15 protein-coding genes and 1 pseudogene are annotated in these 19670 nt (G+C 72.9%); 9 read left to right on the top strand and 7 right to left on the bottom strand.

Going from position 1 to position 19670, the window contains the following annotated elements; genetic code table 11:
- Positions 1–56: 56 nt before the first annotated feature.
- Together STRAU_RS10890 and STRAU_RS10885 are read right to left on the bottom strand one after the other, a co-directional pair.
- Complete coding sequence (locus STRAU_RS10890) at positions 57–1223, bottom strand: lactate 2-monooxygenase (protein WP_016640345.1); 1167 nt, start codon at positions 1221–1223, stop codon at positions 57–59.
- A 216-nt stretch (positions 1224–1439) separates the two neighbouring features.
- Entirely contained in the window at positions 1440–2639 is a 1200-nt protein-coding gene (locus tag STRAU_RS10885; RefSeq protein WP_037658638.1) for a PP2C family protein-serine/threonine phosphatase, read from the bottom strand.
- Between the two features lie 356 nt (positions 2640–2995).
- Here STRAU_RS10885 and STRAU_RS10880 point away from each other — a divergent pair, with 356 nt between their 5' ends.
- Positions 2996–3811, top strand: coding sequence for a SigB/SigF/SigG family RNA polymerase sigma factor (locus STRAU_RS10880; protein ID WP_259299884.1), 816 nt, complete (start codon positions 2996–2998; stop codon positions 3809–3811).
- 67 nt (positions 3812–3878) lie between these two features.
- On the opposite strand, the gene STRAU_RS10875 is transcribed toward STRAU_RS10880, so the two are convergent.
- Together STRAU_RS10875 and STRAU_RS10870 are read right to left on the bottom strand one after the other, a co-directional pair.
- Positions 3879–4517 (bottom strand): NAD(P)-dependent oxidoreductase, encoded by a 639-nt coding sequence (locus tag STRAU_RS10875; RefSeq protein ID WP_016640342.1) that lies wholly within the window; start codon positions 4515–4517, stop codon positions 3879–3881.
- An 8-nt stretch (positions 4518–4525) separates the two neighbouring features.
- Positions 4526–5488: an EamA family transporter gene (locus STRAU_RS10870; protein WP_016640341.1), complete on the bottom strand. Its 963-nt coding sequence runs from the start codon at positions 5486–5488 to the stop codon at positions 4526–4528.
- A gap of 80 nt (positions 5489–5568) precedes the next feature.
- On the opposite strand from STRAU_RS10870, the gene STRAU_RS10865 reads away from it, so the two are divergent.
- From STRAU_RS10865 to STRAU_RS10855, 4 genes are all read left to right on the top strand, one after another.
- The gene (locus STRAU_RS10865) at positions 5569–6222 is read left to right on the top strand and encodes a LysR family transcriptional regulator (protein WP_397892062.1); all 654 of its coding nucleotides are present in this window, start codon (positions 5569–5571) and stop codon (positions 6220–6222) included.
- Positions 6212–6469, top strand: a complete 258-nt coding sequence (locus tag STRAU_RS44645) for a LysR substrate-binding domain-containing protein (RefSeq protein WP_016640339.1) — start codon at positions 6212–6214, stop codon at positions 6467–6469. Before STRAU_RS10865 ends, STRAU_RS44645 begins: the two co-directional genes overlap by 11 nt.
- A gap of 42 nt (positions 6470–6511) precedes the next feature.
- Positions 6512–7957 carry an argininosuccinate synthase gene (argG, locus tag STRAU_RS10860; RefSeq protein ID WP_016640338.1) on the top strand — a complete coding sequence of 482 codons (1446 nt, stop codon included), beginning with the start codon at positions 6512–6514 and terminating at the stop codon, positions 7955–7957.
- A 118-nt stretch (positions 7958–8075) separates the two neighbouring features.
- Complete coding sequence (locus STRAU_RS10855) at positions 8076–8282, top strand: hypothetical protein (RefSeq protein ID WP_016640337.1); 207 nt, start codon at positions 8076–8078, stop codon at positions 8280–8282.
- Between the two features lie 91 nt (positions 8283–8373).
- On the opposite strand, the gene STRAU_RS10850 is transcribed toward STRAU_RS10855, so the two are convergent.
- The 3 genes from STRAU_RS10850 to STRAU_RS10840 all read right to left on the bottom strand — a co-directional run bounded on the left by STRAU_RS10850 (position 8374) and on the right by STRAU_RS10840 (position 10733).
- Entirely contained in the window at positions 8374–8982 is a 609-nt protein-coding gene (locus STRAU_RS10850) for a hypothetical protein (RefSeq protein WP_037658637.1), read from the bottom strand.
- A 183-nt stretch (positions 8983–9165) separates the two neighbouring features.
- Positions 9166–9657: a carboxymuconolactone decarboxylase family protein gene (locus tag STRAU_RS10845; protein WP_016640335.1), complete on the bottom strand. Its 492-nt coding sequence runs from the start codon at positions 9655–9657 to the stop codon at positions 9166–9168.
- Positions 9654–10733 (bottom strand): NAD(P)H-dependent amine dehydrogenase family protein, encoded by a 1080-nt coding sequence (locus STRAU_RS10840; RefSeq protein ID WP_016640334.1) that lies wholly within the window; start codon positions 10731–10733, stop codon positions 9654–9656. The genes STRAU_RS10845 and STRAU_RS10840 overlap by 4 nt, the downstream gene beginning before the upstream one ends.
- 225 nt (positions 10734–10958) lie before the next feature.
- Between STRAU_RS10840 and STRAU_RS10835 the strand changes: the two genes are divergently transcribed.
- The 4 genes and pseudogenes from STRAU_RS10835 to STRAU_RS43550 form a co-directional block, all read left to right on the top strand.
- Entirely contained in the window at positions 10959–11198 is a 240-nt protein-coding gene (locus STRAU_RS10835) for a chaplin (RefSeq protein WP_016640333.1), read from the top strand.
- A 1275-nt stretch (positions 11199–12473) separates the two neighbouring features.
- The gene (locus STRAU_RS10830) at positions 12474–13688 is read left to right on the top strand and encodes a cytochrome P450 (protein ID WP_037658626.1); all 1215 of its coding nucleotides are present in this window, start codon (positions 12474–12476) and stop codon (positions 13686–13688) included.
- A 92-nt stretch (positions 13689–13780) separates the two neighbouring features.
- Positions 13781–15130: a serine hydrolase domain-containing protein gene (locus tag STRAU_RS10825; protein ID WP_037658623.1), complete on the top strand. Its 1350-nt coding sequence runs from the start codon at positions 13781–13783 to the stop codon at positions 15128–15130.
- Between the two features lie 125 nt (positions 15131–15255).
- A pseudogene (locus STRAU_RS43550) lies at positions 15256–19623 on the top strand (amino acid adenylation domain-containing protein); the annotation flags it as partial.
- Positions 19624–19670 lie beyond the last annotated feature (47 nt).

Here is a 19670-nt window from a genome sequence, read left to right as displayed (position 1 = left end):
GCGCGGCCCGAGTCGGCCGTGGCCGGAAGCCCGGAAGTCCGGAAGGCCGGGAGTCCTCAGCAGCGACGGATCGCGTCCTCGGTGAGAGCGGCCAGGTCGGGGTATCCGTCGACGGCCATGGTGAGGTCTGCCTCGGCGAGGATCGAACGCAGGACGTGCACGATGCCGTCGACGCCGCCGAGGGCGAGGCCGTAGGCGTAGGGCCGCCCGATGCCTACGGCGCTCGCGCCGAGTGCCAGGGCCTTGACCACGTCCGTGCCGGTGCGCACGCCGGAGTCGAAGAGCACCGGCAGCTCGCCTGCGGCTTCCACGACGGCGGGCAGGCAGTCGAGCGCGGGGAGGCCGCCGTTGGCCTGGCGGCCGCCGTGGTTGGAGCAGTAGATCCCGTCGACGCCGTAGTCCCGGGCGCGGCGTGCGTCGTCGGGGTGGCAGATGCCCTTGAGGATGAGCGGCAGGGTCGTGAGGGAACGCAGCCAGGTCAGGTCGTCCCAGGTCAGCGGCTTGCCGAAGACGCCGGCCCAGTGCAGCACGCCGGCGCGGGGGTCGGCGTCGAGGTCGGCGTCGACCTGGGAGCGGAAGCGGGGGTCGCTGGTGTAGTTGGCGAGGCACTGGCCGCGCAGCTGCGGGAAGTTGGCCGTGGCGAGGTCACGGGGCCGCCAGCCGGTCACCCAGGTGTCGAGCGTGACGACGATCCCGGAGAACCCGGCCGCCTCGGCGCGGTGCACCAGGCTCTCGGCGAGCTCGCGGTCGGTGGGGGTGTAGAGCTGGAAGAGCCCGGGTGTGCCGGAGAACTCCGCCGCGACGTCTTCCATCGGGTCCACGCTCAGCGTCGAGGCGCACATCGGCACTCCGGTCCGAGCGGCGGCGCGCGCGGTCGCGAGGTCACCGTGGCCGTCCTGGGCGCACAGCCCGACGACGCCGATCGGAGCCATGAAGACCGGGGCCGGCCAGCGCCTGCCCCACAGCTCGACCGACAGGTCCCGTTCGGTGGCCCCCACGAGCATCCGCGGTATCAGTCCCCAGCGGTCGAACGCCTCGACGTTGGCCCGCTGGGTGTGCTCGTCGCCCGCGCCGCCCGCGACGTACGACCACACCGACGGGGGCAGCGCCCGGCCGGCGCGCGCTTCGAGCTCGGCGAACGTCATCGGCAGGGTGGGCAGGACACCGCCCAGGCCGTTGAGGTAGATCTCGTTCTGGTAGTTGCCGAACGGCGGCTGTGTCACGGGCTGTATCCCATCGTGAAAGGGCGGCGCGCGCCGGAGCCCGGGCGAGGGGCCGGGCGGCGGCAGCCGCCGCGGGGTTGATCGGCTGCCGGGCAGCGTAGGCGCTCCGCGAAGGGACGTCACCAGGGCCGTTCACGCACGTCTCCAGAGCCGGTCACGCACCTCGCCTCGCCCCGGGGCGGTCACGCACCTCGCCCCGGGGCCCCCACGGCCGAGTCAGCCGCTCTCCGGCGGGCACCACTCGAGGAGCAACAGCGTCGCGTCGTCGCGCAGTTGGTTCTCCTGCCGGTCGAGGATGGAGTGGATGAGCTGCCGCAGTGCCTCCGGCGCCGATTCCCCCGCGGCCGTCGCCCGGATGATGCTGTCGGTGAACCGCTCCAGGCCGAACTCGGCGCCCCCTCCCGTACGCAGCTCGGTCACGCCGTCGGTGTACATGAGCACCCGGTCGCCCGGCTGGAGGGCCTCCTCGTGGACCTCCCACCGGACGTCGGCCAGCAGGGCGGGCGTCCCCATGGGCGGCTGCGCCTGCCGCTCCAGCGCGCGGTCGAGTACGCGGTGGTCGCGGATCAGCAGCGGCGGCGGATGGCCGCAGTTGCACCAGCGCAGGACGCCCTCGGCGAGGCCGAGCTGGGCGAAGATCCCCGTACAGAACTGCTCGGGCAGCCACTGGGCGAGCGCCTGCTGGATGTTGTCGACGAGTTCGGGCAGCGGGGCCTCCGCCCGGCGGGCGTTGCGGCAGCCCGCCATGGCCACGGCGGTCGTCAGACCGGACGCGAGGTTGTGGCCCATGGCGTCCAGGATGGCCAGGTGCAGGGTGGACCGGGTCAGCGAGTGGTCGAAGACATCACCGCCGATCTCGTACGCCGGCTCGAGGACGGCGGTCGAGATCACGCGTGAGTTGCCGATCGTGCGGGGCGGCAGGAAGGCGCGGAGCATCTCGGCGGGGAGCTGCATCGTCTCGGACCGGGTCCGGCGCGCGAAGCTGTCGCTGGACGACCGCTTCGAGGTGATCACCATGGCCAGGAGCGAGGCCAGCATGCGGCAGCGCCGCAGCAGCGCGCCGTCGATGGCCGGGGCGGTGGCGCCGATGACGCCGAGACGCTCCGCCCCGTCGATCAGGGGCAGCCAGGTGGTGATCCTGCCCTGCGGCAGTTCCTCGACGCGCAGCGCGTGGGCCCGGTAGGCCGAACCGGCCACGGAGGTGTCCACACCGAGCACGGGCGGTCCGTCGGCCAACGGCACCAGACTGCGCTGTTGCAGGTCCACGAGGTACACGTCGACGCGGTCGAGCCCGGCGGCATCCGCGAACCGCTGCACCAGGGCGGGCAGCTCCATCGCGGTCGCCGCGTGGGCCGAGGAGAGCAGTTGTTCGAGCAGCTGCTCTCCGGGACCGGGCACCCTCGGTTGGCTCGCCATCTGTGATCACCGCCTCCTCCCACGCAGTCTCACACCGGGTCCCGCATCGCGCCCGAGCAGCTGACCTGACCGGTTCCGGGCCTTTGGGTCCGCCGGAGAGATGGCCATGGTCCCCGAGGCGGGTGAGCAAGGTCCCGGTACGCGGCCCGCCGTCTGCGGAACCACTCGCGAGACCGCACGAACCGGGTGAGGAGAGGGCTGCTGTGCCGAGTGGTATCGGGGTGAACGACCAGCGCGTGAGTCGTGCGCGTCGGGAGTGTCAGGCGAGTCTGGCGAGCCGGGCGACGCCTTTCGGGGCGGTCGGCGTCGACCGGGCGGCCGGTCCTGCCGGGGGCGGGCGGGGCGAGGCGTCCGGGCTGCCGTGGATCGAGGAGGCCGGGCAGGTCGCGCCGAGGGACGCGCGGGAGCTGTCGAAGCTGTTCTTCGACCGGCTCGGGACGCTGGAGGAGGGGACGCGCGAGCACGAGTACGCGCGCGGCACCCTGATCGAGATGAACCTGACCCTCGTGCACTATGTGGCGAGCCGGTACCGGCACCGCGGCAACGGCCAGATGGAGGACATCGTCCAGGTCGGGACCGTGGGCCTGATCAAGGCGATCGACCGGTTCGACGTGAGCCGCGGGTTCGAGTTCACCTCGTTCGCCGTTCCCTGGATCCTCGGCGAGATCAAGCGCTACTTCCGCGACACGAGCTGGGCCGTGCACGTTCCGCGCAGACTGCAGGAGCTGCGTGCCGGGCTGTCCCGTTCCCAGGAGAGGCTGGCCTCCGCGCTCGGTCGCGAGCCGACCGTCAAGGAGCTCGCGGCGGACCTGGAGGTCACCGAGGAGGAAGCGCTGGAAGGGATCATGGCCGCCAATGGTTACGCGGCCGGGTCCCTGGACGCCCCGCACGATCCGAACGACGACGGCGAGGGGCACCGCAACGGCCGTTCCCTCGCCGACGTCATGGGCGACCCGGACCCCGCCATCGAGGTCTTCGAGCACCTGCACGCCCTCGCTCCGCTCCTGGCGGAGCTCGACGAGCGGGAGCGCCGCATCATCGAGATGCGCTTCGGACAGGAGATGACCCAGGCCGAGATCGGCAGCGTCCTGGGCATCTCGCAGATGCATGTGTCACGGCTGCTCTCCCGCACCCTGGCCCGCCTGCGGACGGGCCTGCTCACGAGTGACTAGGGGCTGCCCGATGGGTCGGCGCGGCGTCGCGCCGACCCATCGGAGCGGGCGCGACCGCCGACACCGGTCAGTGGGCGACGGTCAGATGGCGCCGCCCCGACGGAGACTCCAGCTCGTCGAGCACGGCGATCGCGAGGTCCTCGGCGCTGATGCGCGAGCGCCCGTCGGAGCCCACCAGGAGGGTGTCGGTGCCTGTGCGGTAGGTCCCGGTGCGCTCGCCCGGCTCGAGAATCGCGGGCGGGCTGAGGAGGGTCCACTTGGCACCGGGGTGACGCTCGCAGGCCCGCAGCTGTTCGGTGCTGGCGGCCGCGATGGGGCGCCATTGGGCGGGGACGTACGCGGGATTGTCGGAGACGAGCAGATCGGGCCGGTCCGGGCTGCGCAGCGGTCCTGCGCCTCCCACGACGAGCAGCCGCGTCCCGGTGGCGGCGGCGACGTCGAGCACCCCGGTGGTCGCGGGAGCCAGCGTGGCCTCGGACCCGGGAGCGGGGCGGATGGTCAGGACGGCGGCGTCGGCGGCGGCGAGGAGCGGGCGCAGGGCGTCGGGGTCGGTGACGTCCGCGGCCACCGTGTCGACCCCTTCCGGGAAGGAACCGGGGGCGGCGGGGCGACGGGAGACGGCGGTGACGGTGTGGTCGCGGCGTACGGCCTCGGCGGTGACGCGGCTGCCGACCATGCCGGTGGCTCCGATGACGGCGATCTTCATGTGAATCGTCACTCCTTGGGAGATCTGGTGAGTTGGCGGGGGCTGAGCTGTCCGGCGACGAGCGCCGTCAGGGCGAGGGCGAATCCGGCGAGTTGGCCGAGCGTGAAGTCCTCGCCGAGGGCGAAGGCGCCGATGAGCGCGGCGACCAGGGGCGAGAGCAGGACGAGCATGGCGGTCGCGGTGACCGGGAGGCGTCCGATGCCCCGGAACCACAGCGCGTGGGCGACGAAGCCGCCGACGGTGCCGAGCCACAGGTAGCCGGTCACCGCGGACCCGTCCAGGTGCGGGGGAGCGCCTTCGACGAGGAGCGTGAGCGGGAGCAGGACGAGACCGCCCGCGGTCAGTTGCCAGCCGGCGAGCGTCACCGGGCCGACTTCGCCGGGACGGCTCCAGTGCTTGGTGAGGATCATGCCCAGGGCCATCGAGCCGGCGCCCGCGAGGCCCGCGACGATGCCGACCCCGTCGAGTCGCGCGGTCGGCCCGAGGACGACGAGCCCGACGCCGACGGCCCCGGCGACACCCCACCCGACGCGCCAGGTCGAGGGCCGCTCCCGCAGCACGACCACCGCCAGCCCCGCGACGATGATCGGCTGTACGGCGCCGAGCGTCGCCGCGACCCCGCCGGGAAGCAGCTCCGCGGTCAGGAAGAGGAGCGGGAAGAAGGCACCGATGTTGAGGGCGCCGAGCACGGCTGCCTTCCACCACCAGTCGCCGCGGGGCAGGGTGCGCGTGACCAGCAGGAGCAGCAGGCCGCCGGGCAGCGACCGCAACAGGGCGGCGAACAACGGGTGGTCGGGCGGCAGCAGCTCGGTCGTCACCGCGTACGTGGTGCCCCACGCGGCGGGCGCGAGGGCCGTGGCGGCGATCAGCGCGACGGTGCCGCCCGTGAGGCCGGCACGGGTGGAGCGAGCGGTCCGTGCCCGTTCCCGGGCCTGTTCCGGCAGCTGCTGCCGGGGCGGTGAAGTGGTCATGCGGGAAGTCTCAGTCCACCGCCATCCATCCGTCCAACATATGGTTGGCATGGAACCAATCGTGTTTGGAGATGGATCGCGTGGAACTTCGTCAACTTCGGTACGTCGTCGCCGTCGCGGAGACCAGGAACTTCACCCGGGCCGCCCGGCAGTGCTTCGTCGCCCAGTCGGCGTTGAGTCACCAAATCGGGAGTCTGGAGCGGGAGTTGGGGGTGAAGCTGTTCGCCAGGACCAGTCGGCGGGTGGAGCTGACGCCGGCCGGTGAGGCGTTCCTCGTCGGCGCGCGACAGTCCCTGGAGGCCGCCGACCGGGCCGTGAGCGACGCGGCCGCCGCGGTGGGCGAGGTGCGCGGCCGGCTGGCCGTCGGGATCATCCCCACCGTGACGGCGGTCGACATCGCCGCGGTCCTCCAGCGGTTCCGTGAGCGGCACCCCCACGTGCGGGTGGGCCTGCACGTCGGCGCCAGCGACGTCATGGCGGCCGAGGTCGCCGCGGGCGACCTGGATGTGGCGTTCCTCGGTCTGGCGGCCGGGAACCCGCCGCAGGGCGTGGAGGCGCGGGAGCTCGGCCGGGGGCCGCTCGTCGCCGTCGTGTCTGGAAGGAGGGGGGCCGCTCGTCGCCGTCGTGTCTCCCACGCACGCGCTCGCGGACCGCGGCGAGGTCGCCCTCCATCAGCTCGCGGACTCGCCCTTCGCCGACTTTCCCGTCGGTTCGGGAGGCCGGGTGCAGAGTGACCGGGCCTTCGAGGCGGCGGAGCTGGAGCGCGACGTCGCCTACGAAATGATGTCCGCCGAGCTGATGATGCGGTTCGTCGGCCGGGGGCTCGCGGTCGCCCTGCTGCCCGCCGCCATCGCCCGCTCCAGCCCGGACGTCCGGGTGCTCACGCTCACCGACGGTCCGAGCCGCGTCGAATATCTCGCCTGGAGCAGGTTCAACCCCACGCCCGCGACCCGGGCGTTCCTGTCCGCGGTTCCTGCCTGAATCCTCTTTGCATGATCATGCGGGAAGGTGCATACTCTTCCCATGTCTAAGGTCCTCACCTCCCTTCCCGCCGGCGAGCGCGTCGGCATCGCCTTCTCGGGCGGCCTCGACACCTCGGTCGCGGTCGCGTGGATGCGCGACAAGGGTGCTGTCCCGTGCACCTACACCGCCGACATCGGCCAGTACGACGAGCCCGACATCGCCTCGGTGCCCGGCCGCGCGAAGACCTACGGCGCCGAGATCGCGCGCCTGGTGGACTGCCGCGTGGCGCTGGTCGAGGAGGGCCTCGCCGCGCTCACCTGCGGGGCGTTCCACATCCGCTCGGGCGGGCGCGCCTACTTCAACACCACGCCGCTTGGCCGCGCCGTCACGGGCACCCTCCTGGTCCGGGCGATGCTCGAGGACGACGTACAGATCTGGGGCGACGGCTCGACCTTCAAGGGCAACGACATCGAGCGGTTCTACCGGTACGGCCTGCTCGCCAACCCGCGCCTGCGGATCTACAAGCCCTGGCTGGACGCGGACTTCGTGACCGAGCTCGGCGGCCGCAAGGAAATGTCGGAGTGGCTGCTCGCCCACGACCTGCCCTACCGCGACAGCACCGAGAAGGCGTACTCCACCGACGCCAACATCTGGGGCGCCACCCACGAGGCCAAGACCCTGGAGCACCTCGACACCGGCGTGGAGACCGTCGAGCCGATCATGGGCGTGCGGTTCTGGGACCCGTCGGTCGAGATCGCGGCCGAGGACGTGACGATCGGCTTCGACCAGGGCAGGCCGGTGACGATCAACGGCAAGGAGTTCGCCTCCGCCGTCGACCTGGTCATGGAGGCCAACGCCATCGGCGGCCGCCACGGCATGGGCATGTCCGACCAGATCGAGAACCGCATCATCGAGGCCAAGAGCCGCGGCATCTACGAGGCCCCCGGCATGGCCCTGCTGCACGCCGCGTACGAGCGCCTGGTCAACGCGATCCACAACGAGGACACGCTCGCCCAGTACCACAACGAGGGCCGGCGCCTCGGCCGGCTGATGTACGAGGGCCGCTGGCTGGACCCGCAGGCGCTGATGGTGCGCGAGTCGCTGCAGCGCTGGGTCGGCGCGGCCGTCACCGGCGAGGTGACGCTGCGGCTGCGGCGCGGTGAGGACTACTCGATCCTCGACACCACCGGCCCGGCGTTCAGCTACCACCCGGACAAGCTGTCCATGGAGCGCACCGAGGACTCGGCGTTCGGCCCGGTGGACCGGATCGGCCAGCTCACCATGCGCAACCTCGACATCGCCGACTCGCGGGCCAAGCTGGAGCAGTACGCGGGCCTCGGCCTGGTCGGCTCCGGGACGCCCGCCGTCGGTGCCGCGCAGGCGGCCGCGACCGGCCTGATCGGCAGCGTCCCCGAGGGCGGCGCCGAGGCCATCGCATCGCGCGGTGAGGTCTCCGGCGACGACGAGATGCTGGACCGCGCCGCGATGGAGTTCGGCACGGACTGACTCCTCTTTTCGGGGCTCCTCTCTTCGGGTGGCGAGTAGACGGCCCTGGTTACTTTTCCCGGACATCGCGGGAGGACAACCAGTAGCACTATCCGCATATATCGGGAGGAATAATCCCATGCGTGTTCGCTCGACCATCCTCGCCGCAGTCTTCACCGCGTCCGTCCTCGCACTCGGGGCCGGCACGGCCGCCGCGGACGGGGGCCCGGGCTACGACCACGAGGGCAAGGGCGGCGCCTTCAGCAACGTCGGTGGCCCGCTGGGCATCACCGAAGGCGTCGGCTTCTCCTACGACCACGAGGGCACCTTCGGTCACCACCGCTGACCCCGGGGCCGGACACAGCCCGAGAGGCCCCGCAGCCGCGCGGACGCGCGACTGCGGGGCCTCTCGGCGCCGCGGGACCAGGGGCGGTGGGTCAGTACAGCTTGTTCACGGCCGTGGCGGTGGTGGTCTTGAAACCGGCCACCGGGGCGTCGGCGAAGCCGCCCATCTGCCCCCAGTGGACGAGCGTCACCGTGTTGCCGTCGCGGCCCACCGCGTACATGTTGATGTCCGAGGCTCCCCAGGGGGCCTTGGTGTGGACGCCGTAGACGTACGCGCCCTCCTCGGCGTTCACCTTGCCGTAGTACTTCTGCGCCGCGGTGATGTCCGGGTTCTGCTTCATCACCTTCTTCGCGCAGCCGGCGAGGTCCTTGCGGACCAGCTCGGCGAAGTCCTTGGCCCGCTGCTCGCTGCGTTCGACCACCGTCACCTGCAGGGCCCCGGTGTCGAGGTCCGTGCGGTACGCGCGGTGCACGGAGATCGACGGCAGCGCCTCGCCCCCGCACATCGGCAGCGGGTCCGGCTGACCGGCCGTCACCGGCCCCGCGTACCAGTCCGACGACGCGTGCGGCGGCAGCTCGGACGGCGCCAGGAACCGCGGCGTACCCTCGTCGGCCGCAGCCGGAACCGTCCCCACCGCGACACCCGAGCCGGCCACCACCACGGCCACCGCCAGCAGCCTCACATTCACACGCACGCTCATGCTTCGTCTCCCCAAGTCGGCTTTCGTCGACCCGCCGCTTCGTGCGGATCGGGACCGCCCCCCTACATGGCGATCTACGCTCCTTACGACCCGTGGAGCCCTGCGACCGTTGTCCTGTCGTACGTCACGGCTCTGTCCCGCATGTCACCGGACGGCAACAACGCGCCGACCGCGAAAGGAAGTTCAGCGCACCGCTCCATGCGGGGGGAGGACGCAGACGCTGTCGATGCCCAGCACGTGGTTGAGCCTGCCGAACGCGAGCCAGGAGCCCACGCTCATGCTCAGTTCCACGATCTCCGCCTGGCTGTAGTGCGCCTTCATCCGCGTCCAGAAGCCGTCGTCGAGACCGTGGTGGTCGAGGGCGTACCGCTCGGCGTACTCGGCGGCCAGCCGGGTGCGGTCGTCGAAGGCGTCGGTGGTACGCCATTGGGTGACCGCGTCCGCGAACCCCTCCTCGACCTTCTGTCCGTCGCGTTCGGTACGCCAGTCGAGGCAGAAGGCGCACCCGTTGATCTGCGCGATCCGCAGGCGCGCGGCCTCGAACTCGCGCAGGCCGAGGGTCGTGTGCTCGTAGACCGCCAGCGAGAAGTCCGCGGCCGCCGCCCCGATGCCGGGGACCATCTCGCCCCACACGTACCCGATCGGTTCCCGGCCCTCGGGGATGTCGATGATCATGGATGCTTCCTTCCCAGGGTGCCCACCGCGGGGCGCAGCGGGACGTCGAGGGCGTCGTAGAGGCCGGGCTCCGCCGCCGCGAGCCAGTCGATGGCGCCCACCAGGCGGCCGACCGCGGTGGCGTTCCCGCCCGCGGACCGGTTCTCGCCCTCGTCGGTGGCCTGGACGGTGACCTCGATCCGGGGACGGCCCTCGATCACCACCCGGTGCGCGCCGTCGCCGTCCGGGGGAGTGGGCCAGTCCGGGGCGCAGGACGGGTGGATGCGGGTGATGTGCTCGACGACGATGCGGGGTTCGCCGTCGACGATGCCCTGCACCTCGAACCGCACGGCCCCCTGGCTGCCCGCGTCGAACTGCCCCATCGTGCGGGTGCGCACCGTCGTGTCCAGCGCGCGGCGGTCCACCGTCTCGCGGATCTCGTCGAGTTCGACGCCCAGGGCGCGGGACATCAGGCGTATCTGTCCGCCCCATACCATGGTCGGCACCGACTCCAGGAGCATCGGCGGCTCGTAGTCCATCGGGTGGCCCATGCCGACCAGATGACGGACCGAGTCCTCCTGGTCGTACGTGGAGTAGTCGAAGATCTCCTGGCAGCGGATCGCGTCCACGGTGGTGGCGAGTCCGCTGATCAGCAGCGGCAGCACGTCGTTGGCCCAGCCGGGGTCGACACCGGAGACGAACAGGGAGCCACCGCCGTCCGCGATCGCGGCCACGACCGGGTCCCGCAGCTCGGGCGGGGTGCTCTGCTTGTCGTAGAAGGTGTACAGCGAGGGCGTGACGACCACGCAACCCGCCCGGACCGCCTTGATGACGTCGGCGAGCGCGTCGTCGGGGCGGATGTCGCCGGACGCCGCGTACACCACGGCCCGGGGGCGGGTGGCGAGCACCGCCGCGATGTCGGCGGTGGCTGTGACCCCGAGCGCGCGGCCGAGCCCCCCGAGGTCGCCGGCGTCGCGGCCGACCTTGTCCCGGCTGTGAACGACCACGGCCGCGAGCTCCAGCGCCGGGTGCGCGTCGACGGCGCGGACCGCCGCGCGGCCGACATTGCCGGTACCCCAGACCACCGTGGAAATCATGCGCCGGAGGGTAACGACGCGGCCTTGTACTTCCTAGGGGCGCGACCGCACGTTCTGACGTCCCGTCAGGGGGAGGGCAGGGCTCCGGTCGGGGGAACCGGCGTGTCCGGAGCGTGCGGGAGACGTTGATCAGCTCAGGCGCTCGGCGGGTGTGCTCCGTCCGCGTGATGCCGTGTGTGGCCCGCCGGGCGCCTTCCACTGGAACAATGTCAAGGAGAACGAAGCATGTCCGCGATGAAGAAGACGACGGCTGTCGTGCTGGGAACCGGTGCCCTCGTGCTGGGCGGGGCCGGCCTCGCGACCGCAGACGCGGGTGCCTCGGGCGCTGCCCTCAACTCCCCGGGCGTGATCTCGGGCAACCAGATCCAGATCCCGCTCCACGTCCCGATCAACCTCTGCGGCAACTCGATCGACATCATCGGCCTGCTGAACCCGGCCTTCGGCAACACCTGCGTCAACGACTGACCAGGTCTCTCGCACGGTCGGAGCCGGCCGGTCGGTGCGGCCGGTGGGCTGCTCCCGCCGGTTGGCCGATCGTCCGCCGGTGATCGTTCACTCGCCGCCCTCGCCACTGGTGAGGGCGGCGAGTGTCTTGTGCCGAGCCGCTCCAGAAGGGGAACAGCAGAGCGGATCCGGCGGGGCGCACGCGGGGCGGACGTTCGGTGCGACCGTGGCGGCGGCGAACGCCGCTTCCATCAGGGGCATGCGCCCGCGCACGCGGTGTGACCATGCGCCCCCAGTGCTCCCCCCTTGAGCCCGGCGGCGTCGCCCTTCGGCCCGGTCGCTCGTACGCCGGCGCGACGGAACTGCCCGGCTCATGTCAATGCCGCGGGCCCGGATTGGGGCTCGTCGGGGTGCGGAATCAGCCAACTGGTATGCACCGGCTAATCGTTCATGCTGTCAATCCGGCTTCCGCCCCTGGTGAGGGTGGTTTTCGGTCACTTGTCCGCAGGGCAGAACGCGCCGTCTTCCGGACGCGTGTGTTTGAGGGGGTGGGGGCCGGGCACTGGAGGCAGGCGACGGCTCGGCCGGGGGCGTCGTGCGAGGTTGGGGCCTCGCGGAAGCTACTCGCCGGTTACTGCGTGCGGCAGCAGAAGCACTATCCGTTCAACTTTAGGGGGTTGCTATCCCGTGACCCACCGTGAAGACTGTGGCCGAGTTCGACCGGGACGAAGGTGGTTCGAGTGCGCACCGAACAGAGCGTCGGACGGCGTCCGTCGGGTGTGCGCACCGCCTCACTCCACTCCCGGGCATCCGGCCTCTGCGGGGCCGCCACCGGTTCGTAGGCGCATGGGGAAGTACGCGCGCAAACAGCGGCGCGGAACGTTTCACTGGGGGATGAGTGATGTCGGCAAGGTTCGCACAGCAGGTGCCGTCCTTCGTCCAGGTACGGGCGAAGCACCGAAGTGCGCCGGGGCGGCCGTGTTGAGCCGGCTCACGCGGCGCCGTTGACGGACGGATGACAGCCGTACCGCCCGGCAGGCACGCCATCTGCGCCTAGACCCGCGCATGTGTCGGTCCGCGCGACGCGCGGACCCGACTGGCCCGCCCGCGCGCCGAGTTCAAGCCCGCGGGCGCGGCGGTGGCACGCATGCCCGGCCCTCGCCGTCCCCCGCCTGCACGCGCTGCCCGCCCGACCGGGGCGCAACGACGTCCTCGTCCGGCGCGCCCCACGCGACCGCCCAGCAGCAGCCCGCCCGTGGCCCCACTGTGCCCGCGCGCGCCATCCAAGGGAGAGAAGTGACCAGCAGCGAATCGACAGAGGCACACTTAGACCTACCCTTCGCCACGCTCACCGACCGCTGGCGCTCCTTGCGCGAGACCGGGCCGGTCCGCTTCGACGAAGCGCAGGGCGTGTGGCACGTCGTCGACTACCAAGGGGTCGCCGCCGTGCTCGCCGACCCGGCGACGTACTCCTCGGACATGACCCCGATCGCCCCCTCGCAGGAGGACTTCGACGCCTTCAAGCAGGGCAACTTCGTCGGCATGGACCCACCGGAGCACCGCAAGTTCCGCACCCTCGTGAGCCAGGCGTTCACGCCGCGCGTGGTGCACGGCCTCGAACCGCGCATCGAAGCGGTGTGCAGGCGCCTGCTCGACACCGTCGCGGGCCGCGACAGATTCGACGTCGTCGGCACCCTCGCCCACCCGCTGCCGATCATCGTGATCGCCGAACTGCTCGGCATCCCGCCGGACGACCACCCGCTGTTCCAGGAGTGGGCGGCCACCCTCTTCGGCGGCGACCAACTCGGCGACGCGCCCGACGCGGCCGACCTGGAGCGCGCGCTCGAAGCCATCGCGCCGACCGTGCGCGAGATGAACAGCTACGTCCTCGACCACATCCGGCACCGCCGCGCGCACCCCGCCGACGACCTCATCAGCAAGCTCATAGCCGCCGAGGTGGACGGCGTGCGCCTGGAGGACCAGGAGATGGTCGGCTTCGTCGCCCTGCTCCTGGTCGCCGGCCACGTCACCACCACGGCCCTGCTGGGCAACGCCCTGGTGGCCTTCGACCAGCAACCCGGCACGCTCACCGCCCTGCGCGCGGAACCCGACCGGCTGCCGGACGCCGTCGAAGAGGTGCTGCGCCTGCTGCCGCCCTTCCCCGAACTGGGCCGCCGCATCGCCAGGCCCGTGGTGCTCGGTGGCCACGAACTGCCCGTCAACAGCCTCGTCATGGCGCACCTGGGTGCCGCCAACCGCGACCCGAGCCGGTTCACCGCGCCCGACACCCTCGACATCCGCCGGGCCCCCAACAACCACCTGACGTTCGGGCACGGCATCCACTTCTGCTTCGGCGCGCCCCTGGCCCGCCTGGAAGCGCGGATCGCGCTGCGCATGCTGCTCGACGACTACCGCGACCTCGCCATCCCCTCGTACGCCGACGTCACTTACCAGAATCCGGCCGTCATCGTCGGCGTACGCCAGCTGCCGGTCGAGGTCAAAAGGCCCTAGCGACCGCACCCGGCACGGCCGACCACGCACCGCCATCCCGCCGGTCGGCGTGCCGCCTTCCACGAGCCACAGCCATCGGGAGTTTCCTTCTCATGCCTTATCCCACAGCAGCACCGGTCGCCGACCGGCAAGCACCGCTGCTACGCCAGGAGTTGCAGCACCGCCTCGACACCCTCGCCCACACCCACCGGGTGCCCGGAGCCCACCTCGCCGTGGACACCGGAGCGGACGTCATCAGCGTCCACACCGGTACGGCCGACGTCGCCACCGGCAGCGCGTACACGGCCGACACGGCCGTCCCGCTGGGCTCCGTCACCAAGGTCTACACCGCCGCCGCCGTCCTCCTCCTGGCCGCCGACGACGACCTCGACCTGGACGACCCGGTCGCCTCCCACCTCCCCGAACTGCGGGAGTTACCGCAGGTGACGATCCGTCACCTACTGGGCCACACCGCCGGGTTGCCGACCGGGCCGGACTCGGACACCGCGGCCCGCACCACCGTCTCCCGCTACCTGTCCGGGGTCTGCACCGCGCGAGAGGCGCTGTTCGCACCGGGCACCGGCTTCTCCTACTCCAACGCCGGATACATAGCCGCCGGCCGCCTCGTGGAGCAGGTGACGGGCATGACCTGGCGGGAAGCCGTCCAGGCCCTGCTCCTCGACCCCCTGGGCACCGCGCCCGCCTTCCTCGGCGACCCCGCTCCCGCCCGCCACAGCGCCGCCGGCCACGCCGTCAACACGGCGACCGGCCGACTGCTCCCGGCCCACCAGAACCTGGCTCCGGTGGAGGCACCGGCCGGGGCCCTGCTGGCCGGCGCGCTGGACCTGATGGACCTCGGAAGAGCCCTGGCGGGCCGGTCCGCCGTGCTGCCGCCCGACGTCGCCGCCCGCATGCGACGGCCCGAACCCGGCGCGGGCCCGGGAGCCCTGGCGGACGCCTGGGGGCTCGGCGTCGCCCTGTTCGACCAGGACGGCCGGCAGTGGTGCGGCCACGACGGCAACGCGCAGGGCACCTCCTGCCACCTGCGGGCCGAGCCGGAAAGCGGCATGGTCGTCGCCTTCACCGGCAACGCCGGCGGCGCCACCGCCCTGTGGCAGGACCTCACCGACGACCTCACCCGGCTCACCGGCGCACGGGTGCCGACCGCTCCGGCACCCGCTCACCGCGGCGACCCCATCGCCCTCCCCGAATGCGCCGGCACCTACCACAACGGCCCGACCGAATACCGGATCACCCTCGGCGCGGACGGCTCCCCCACGCTGTCCATCGACGGTGACCTGCCACTGGCCCTGGTCTGCTACCCGGACCTGTCGTGCGATCTCGTCGACCCGGCCACCGGCAAGCACGAGCCCGGCGGGCGCTTCCACCGCGACCCCGCCACCGGCGTCATCGACCACGTGCAGATCTCGGGCCGCGCCGCCCGCCGCACCGGCACCGTCTGACCCACACCGCTCCGCCGCCCTCCTGTGCCCGTGCAGCCGCGGTACCCCCCCCACGACCCAGCCGTCCGGGCGTGCCTCCCGTACCGGCGCGCCCAGCATCGTCCCCGCTCCGAAGGACTGCCCCCATGACCGAGCCGCATGACACATCCACTCCGGCGTCTTCTCTGCCGCGGCCCCCCGAGGCGGCCGCGGCCACCGGAGGCGAGGGGACCGATCCGGCGCCGCACCGGCCGCTGGCCGAACTGTTCGCCGCGTGGGTGACGCGCACGCCCGAGGCGCCCGCGCTGACCGACGGCCGACGGACGTGGTCGTACCGCGAACTGGCGGACCGGACCGGGCGGCTCGCCGACGCGCTCGTACGGCGCGGTGCGGGCCCCGAGCGGACCGTGGCCCTGGTCCTGCCGCGCTCCATGGAACTGATCGCCGCCGAACTGGCCGTGGCCCGGGCGGGCGCCGCCTTCCTGCCCGTCGACCCCGACTATCCCGCCGAGCGGCGCGAGCTGATGCTGGGCGACGCCGCGCCCGCGGTGGTCCTCGACGATCTGGGCCTGGTCCGGGACTTCATGGGCGGCGCGAACGGCACGGGCGCCGCGCAGGACGTCGGCACCGGCGGCACCGAGGCCGGGGGAGCGCACGCCGGAGTGGCGGACGCGCCGGTCGGCGCCGACCACGCCGCGTACGTCATCTACACCTCGGGGTCCACGGGCCGGCCCAAGGGCGTGACGGTCACTCACCGCGGCATCGCGGGCTTCGCCGAGGCCGCCGCGGAGCGGTACGCCGTGGGTCCGGGCGACCGGGTGCTCCAGTTCTCCTCACCCAGCTTCGACGCCTCCGTGCTCGAACTGTTCATCTCCGTCCTGACCGGCGCCACCCTCGTGGTCCCGCCGGACGGACCGTGGCTCGGCGACGAACTCGCCGCCGTCCTGGACAAGCACCGCATCAGCCACACCCTCATCCCCCCGGCCGCCCTCGCCACCCTGCCCGCGCCGGGCCCCGGCGGCGCGCCCCATCTGCACACGCTGATCGTGGGCGCCGAGGCATGCCCGGCGCACCTCGTCGACACCTGGGCCCCCGGCCGCCGGATGGTCAACTCCTACGGTCCGACCGAGGCCACCATCGTCGCCTCCTGGACCGGACCCCTGTCCGCGGCGAGCGGCCCCCCGACAATCGGCGGCCCGCTGCCCGGCACCCGGTCCCACGTCCTGGACGCGGACATGCGCCCGGTGCCCGCCGGCGGCGACGGCGAACTGTACGTGGGCGGCGACGGCGTGGCCCGCGGCTACCTCAACCGGCCCGGCCTGACCGCGGCGCGCTTCGTCGCCGACCCCTTCGGGCCGCCCGGCGCCCGCCTCTACCGCACCGGCGACCGGGCACGCTGGACCGCCGACGGCGAACTGGAGTACCTCGGCCGCGTCGACCGCCAGGTGAAGGTGCGCGGCTTCCGCATCGAACCCGGCGAGGTCGAGGCGGCACTGCTGCGCCACACCGGGGTCCGCGAGGCCGTGGTCGTGGTGCGCGAGGACGAGCCGGGACGGCGCAGGCTGGTCGGCTACGTCACCCCGGCCCGCCGCCAACAGGCGCCGCACCCCGCGGAGTTGCGTGCCTACGCGGCCGCCGCCCTGCCGGCGCACATGGTCCCCTCGGCCGTCGTCGTCCTGGACGAGCTGCCGCTTACCCCGCAGCACAAGGTCGACCGGCGCGCCCTGCCCGTCCCCACCCACGCACCCGCCGCGGGCCGCGTCCTGCCCCGCACCCCCGAGGAGGAGACGCTCGCCGCCATCTGGGCGGACGTCCTCGGCGTCGACGCGGTGGGCGTGGAGGACGACTTCTTCGACCTGGGCGGCGACTCCATCCTCGCCGCCAAGGCCCTGTCCCGGATCCGCGACGAACTGGGGATGCTCCTCTCCGTACGCGACGTCTTCACCGCACGCAACGTCGCGGCCCTCGCCCCGCTGCTCGCCGATCCCTCCGCCGCCGTGACGGCGGAGCCGATCCCGGCCGTCCCGCGCGACCGGCCGCTGCCGCTGTCCAGCGCACAGCGGCGCCTGTGGTTCCTCGACGACCTCTCCGACGGCGGCACCGAGTACAACACCGGCGTGGCACTGCGGCTGCGCGGAGACCTGGACACCGCTGCGCTGCGCCGCGCCCTGGACCGGCTGGCCGCCCGCCACGACTCCCTGCGCACCACCTTCGCCACCGTCGACGGGCAGGGCGTACAGCGGGTGGGCCGCGAATCCGTCCTGCCGCTGCGCACCGCCGACGTGCGCGAACTGCCCGCCGAGCAGCGCGCAGAGGCCGCGGAGCGGCTCCTCGCCGACGAGTTGAGCCGCCCCTACGACCTGGCGGCGGGGCCGCTGACCCGGGCCCTGCTCGTCCACCGCGCCGACGACGACCACCTGCTGCTGCTCGCCCAGCACCACATCGTCACCGACGGCTGGTCGGTGGGCATCCTGACCCGGGACCTGACCGCGCTCTACCGTGCGGAGGCCGCCGGCACACCGGACGGCCTGCCCGCGCCCGGCGTGCAGTACCCCGACTTCGCCGTGTGGGAGCACGAACGGTCCGGCGACGGCCACGCCGAGGACCTCGCGTACTGGAAGCGGCACCTGACGGGGATGCCGCAGCTGGAACTGCCCACCGACCGGCCCCGGCCCGCGGTGCGCACCACCGCGGGCGCCGCGCACCGCCACACGCTCTCCGCCGAACTGGTCGTGCGGCTGCGGCAGTTGGCGAGCGGGCGCGGCACCACCGTCTTCACCCTGTTCGCCGGAGCGGCGGCCGTGCTGTTCTCCCGCTACTCCGGGCAGCGGGACGTGGCCTTCGGCACCGTCACCAACGGGCGGGGCCGCCGCGACCTGGAGGACGTCACCGGCTTCTTCGCCAACACCGTGGTGCTGCGCGAGGTGGTGGACGACACCATGACCGTCGACCGGTTCGTGGAGAGCATGCGCGCGACCGTCCTCGACGCCTTCGCCCACGACGGGGTGCCGTTCGACCGCGTCGTCGAGGAACTCGCGCCGCCCCGCGATCCGAGCCGCACCCCCCTGGTGCAGGCTCTCGTGGTCCAGCAGACCGCCGTGGACCACCCCGGGGACTGCGGCGGGGTGCGCGTCGAGGACCATCCGCTGCCGCGCCCGGCCGCCCGCTTCGACCTGGTCCTCGAGTTCTCGCCGCGGCCGGACGGCGGCTGCGAGCTGACGGTCGAGTACAACACCGACCTGTTCCGGGCGGACACGGTCTCCCGCATGAGCGGTCATCTGCACCGTCTCCTCGAAGGCATGGTGGAGAGCCCGCACCGGAGGCTGGCCGGGCTGCCGCTCATGTCGGAGGACGAGCGGCACACCCTGCTCGAATCGTGGAACCCGCCGACGCCCGCCGAGCGGCCCCGCGAGCGCGGCGACGGCACGCTGCCCGCGCTCTTCGAGGCGCAGGTGGCCGCCACGCCCGACCGCACCGCCGTGCTCTGCGGCCCCACGCGCCTCGACTACGCGGAGGTGAACCGGCGCGCCAACCGGCTAGCCCGGCTCCTCGTCGCCCGCGGCGCCGGGCCCGAGACGCTCGTGGCACTGTGCCTGCCCCGCACCGCCGACCTCCTGCCGACCCTGTGGGCGGTCCTGAAGTCCGGCGCCGGATATCTGCCCGTGGACCCCGGCTACCCGCGCGAACGCGTCGCCTTCATGCTCGACGACGCCGCGCCGGCCCTGGTCGTCGCCACCCGTGAGACCGCGGACGCGCTGCCCGAGGGCTGTGATCCCCTGCTTCTCGAGGACTGCCCGGCCGACGGCGACCCGGGCCCGGCCGACGCGGACCCGACCGACGCCGACCGCGTGCGGCCCCTGCTCCCGGACCATCCCGCGTACGTCATCTACACCTCGGGCTCGACCGGACGCCCCAAGGGAGTCGTGGTCACCCACCGCAGCGTCGCCGCGCTCGCCGCGTGGGCGGGGGAGTGCTTCGGACCCCGCCGCCTCGCGCACGTGCTGGCGTCCACGTCCCTCAACTTCGACGTGTCCGTCTTCGAGTTGCTCTGCCCGCTGCTCGCGGGCGGCAGCGTCGAGGTGGTCGCCGACCTGGCGGCGCTCGCCGACGAGGCGGCGCCGAAACGGGCCGGGCTCCTCAGCGGCGTGCCGTCGGCGGTCTCGCGGATGCTCACCGCGGACGGCGCGGCCGTGGCCGCCGACACGGTCGTCCTGGCGGGCGAGGCGCTGCCCGCGCAGACCGTGCGCGACCTGCGCGAGGCCATGCCGTCCTGCGAGGTGGCCAACATCTACGGCCCCACCGAGGCCACCGTCTACGCCACCGCCTGGTTCGCGGGCGAGCAGGTGCCCGGCCAGTCCCCGCCCATCGGCAGGCCCGTCGCCCGCACCCGTGCCTACGTCCTCGACCGGCTCCTTCGCCCCCAGCCCCCGGGCGTGACGGGCGAGTTGTACCTGGGCGGCGACGGCCTCGCGCGCGGCTACCTGGGACGCCCCGAACTGACCGCCGCCCGCTTCCTCCCCGACCCGTTCGGCCTGCCGGGCGCCCGCATGTACCGCACCGG

The sequence above is a fragment of the Streptomyces aurantiacus JA 4570 genome (genome assembly GCF_000414115.1).
Taxonomy (GTDB): Bacteria; Actinomycetota; Actinomycetes; order Streptomycetales; family Streptomycetaceae; genus Streptomyces; species Streptomyces aurantiacus_A.
Note: the sequence above shows the minus strand (reverse complement) of the source record. Positions and strands in the feature narration are given on the sequence as shown.

What these genes read in the sequence shown, in the direction of transcription:
- STRAU_RS10850 (WP_037658637.1), bottom strand. Translation starts at nt 8,982, where the DNA reads ATGAGCGTGCGTGTGAATGTGAGGCTGCTGGCGGTGGCCGTGGTGGTG.
- STRAU_RS10825 (WP_037658623.1), top strand. Translation starts at nt 13,781, where the DNA reads ATGCCTTATCCCACAGCAGCACCGGTCGCCGACCGGCAAGCACCGCTG.
- argG (WP_016640338.1), top strand. Translation starts at nt 6,512, where the DNA reads ATGTCTAAGGTCCTCACCTCCCTTCCCGCCGGCGAGCGCGTCGGCATC.
- STRAU_RS10835 (WP_016640333.1), top strand. Translation starts at nt 10,959, where the DNA reads ATGTCCGCGATGAAGAAGACGACGGCTGTCGTGCTGGGAACCGGTGCC.
- STRAU_RS10885 (WP_037658638.1), bottom strand. Translation starts at nt 2,639, where the DNA reads ATGGCGAGCCAACCGAGGGTGCCCGGTCCCGGAGAGCAGCTGCTCGAA.
- STRAU_RS10875 (WP_016640342.1), bottom strand. Translation starts at nt 4,517, where the DNA reads ATGAAGATCGCCGTCATCGGAGCCACCGGCATGGTCGGCAGCCGCGTC.
- STRAU_RS10840 (WP_016640334.1), bottom strand. Translation starts at nt 10,733, where the DNA reads ATGATTTCCACGGTGGTCTGGGGTACCGGCAATGTCGGCCGCGCGGCG.
- STRAU_RS10845 (WP_016640335.1), bottom strand. Translation starts at nt 9,657, where the DNA reads ATGATCATCGACATCCCCGAGGGCCGGGAACCGATCGGGTACGTGTGG.
- STRAU_RS10870 (WP_016640341.1), bottom strand. Translation starts at nt 5,488, where the DNA reads ATGACCACTTCACCGCCCCGGCAGCAGCTGCCGGAACAGGCCCGGGAA.
- STRAU_RS10855 (WP_016640337.1), top strand. Translation starts at nt 8,076, where the DNA reads ATGCGTGTTCGCTCGACCATCCTCGCCGCAGTCTTCACCGCGTCCGTC.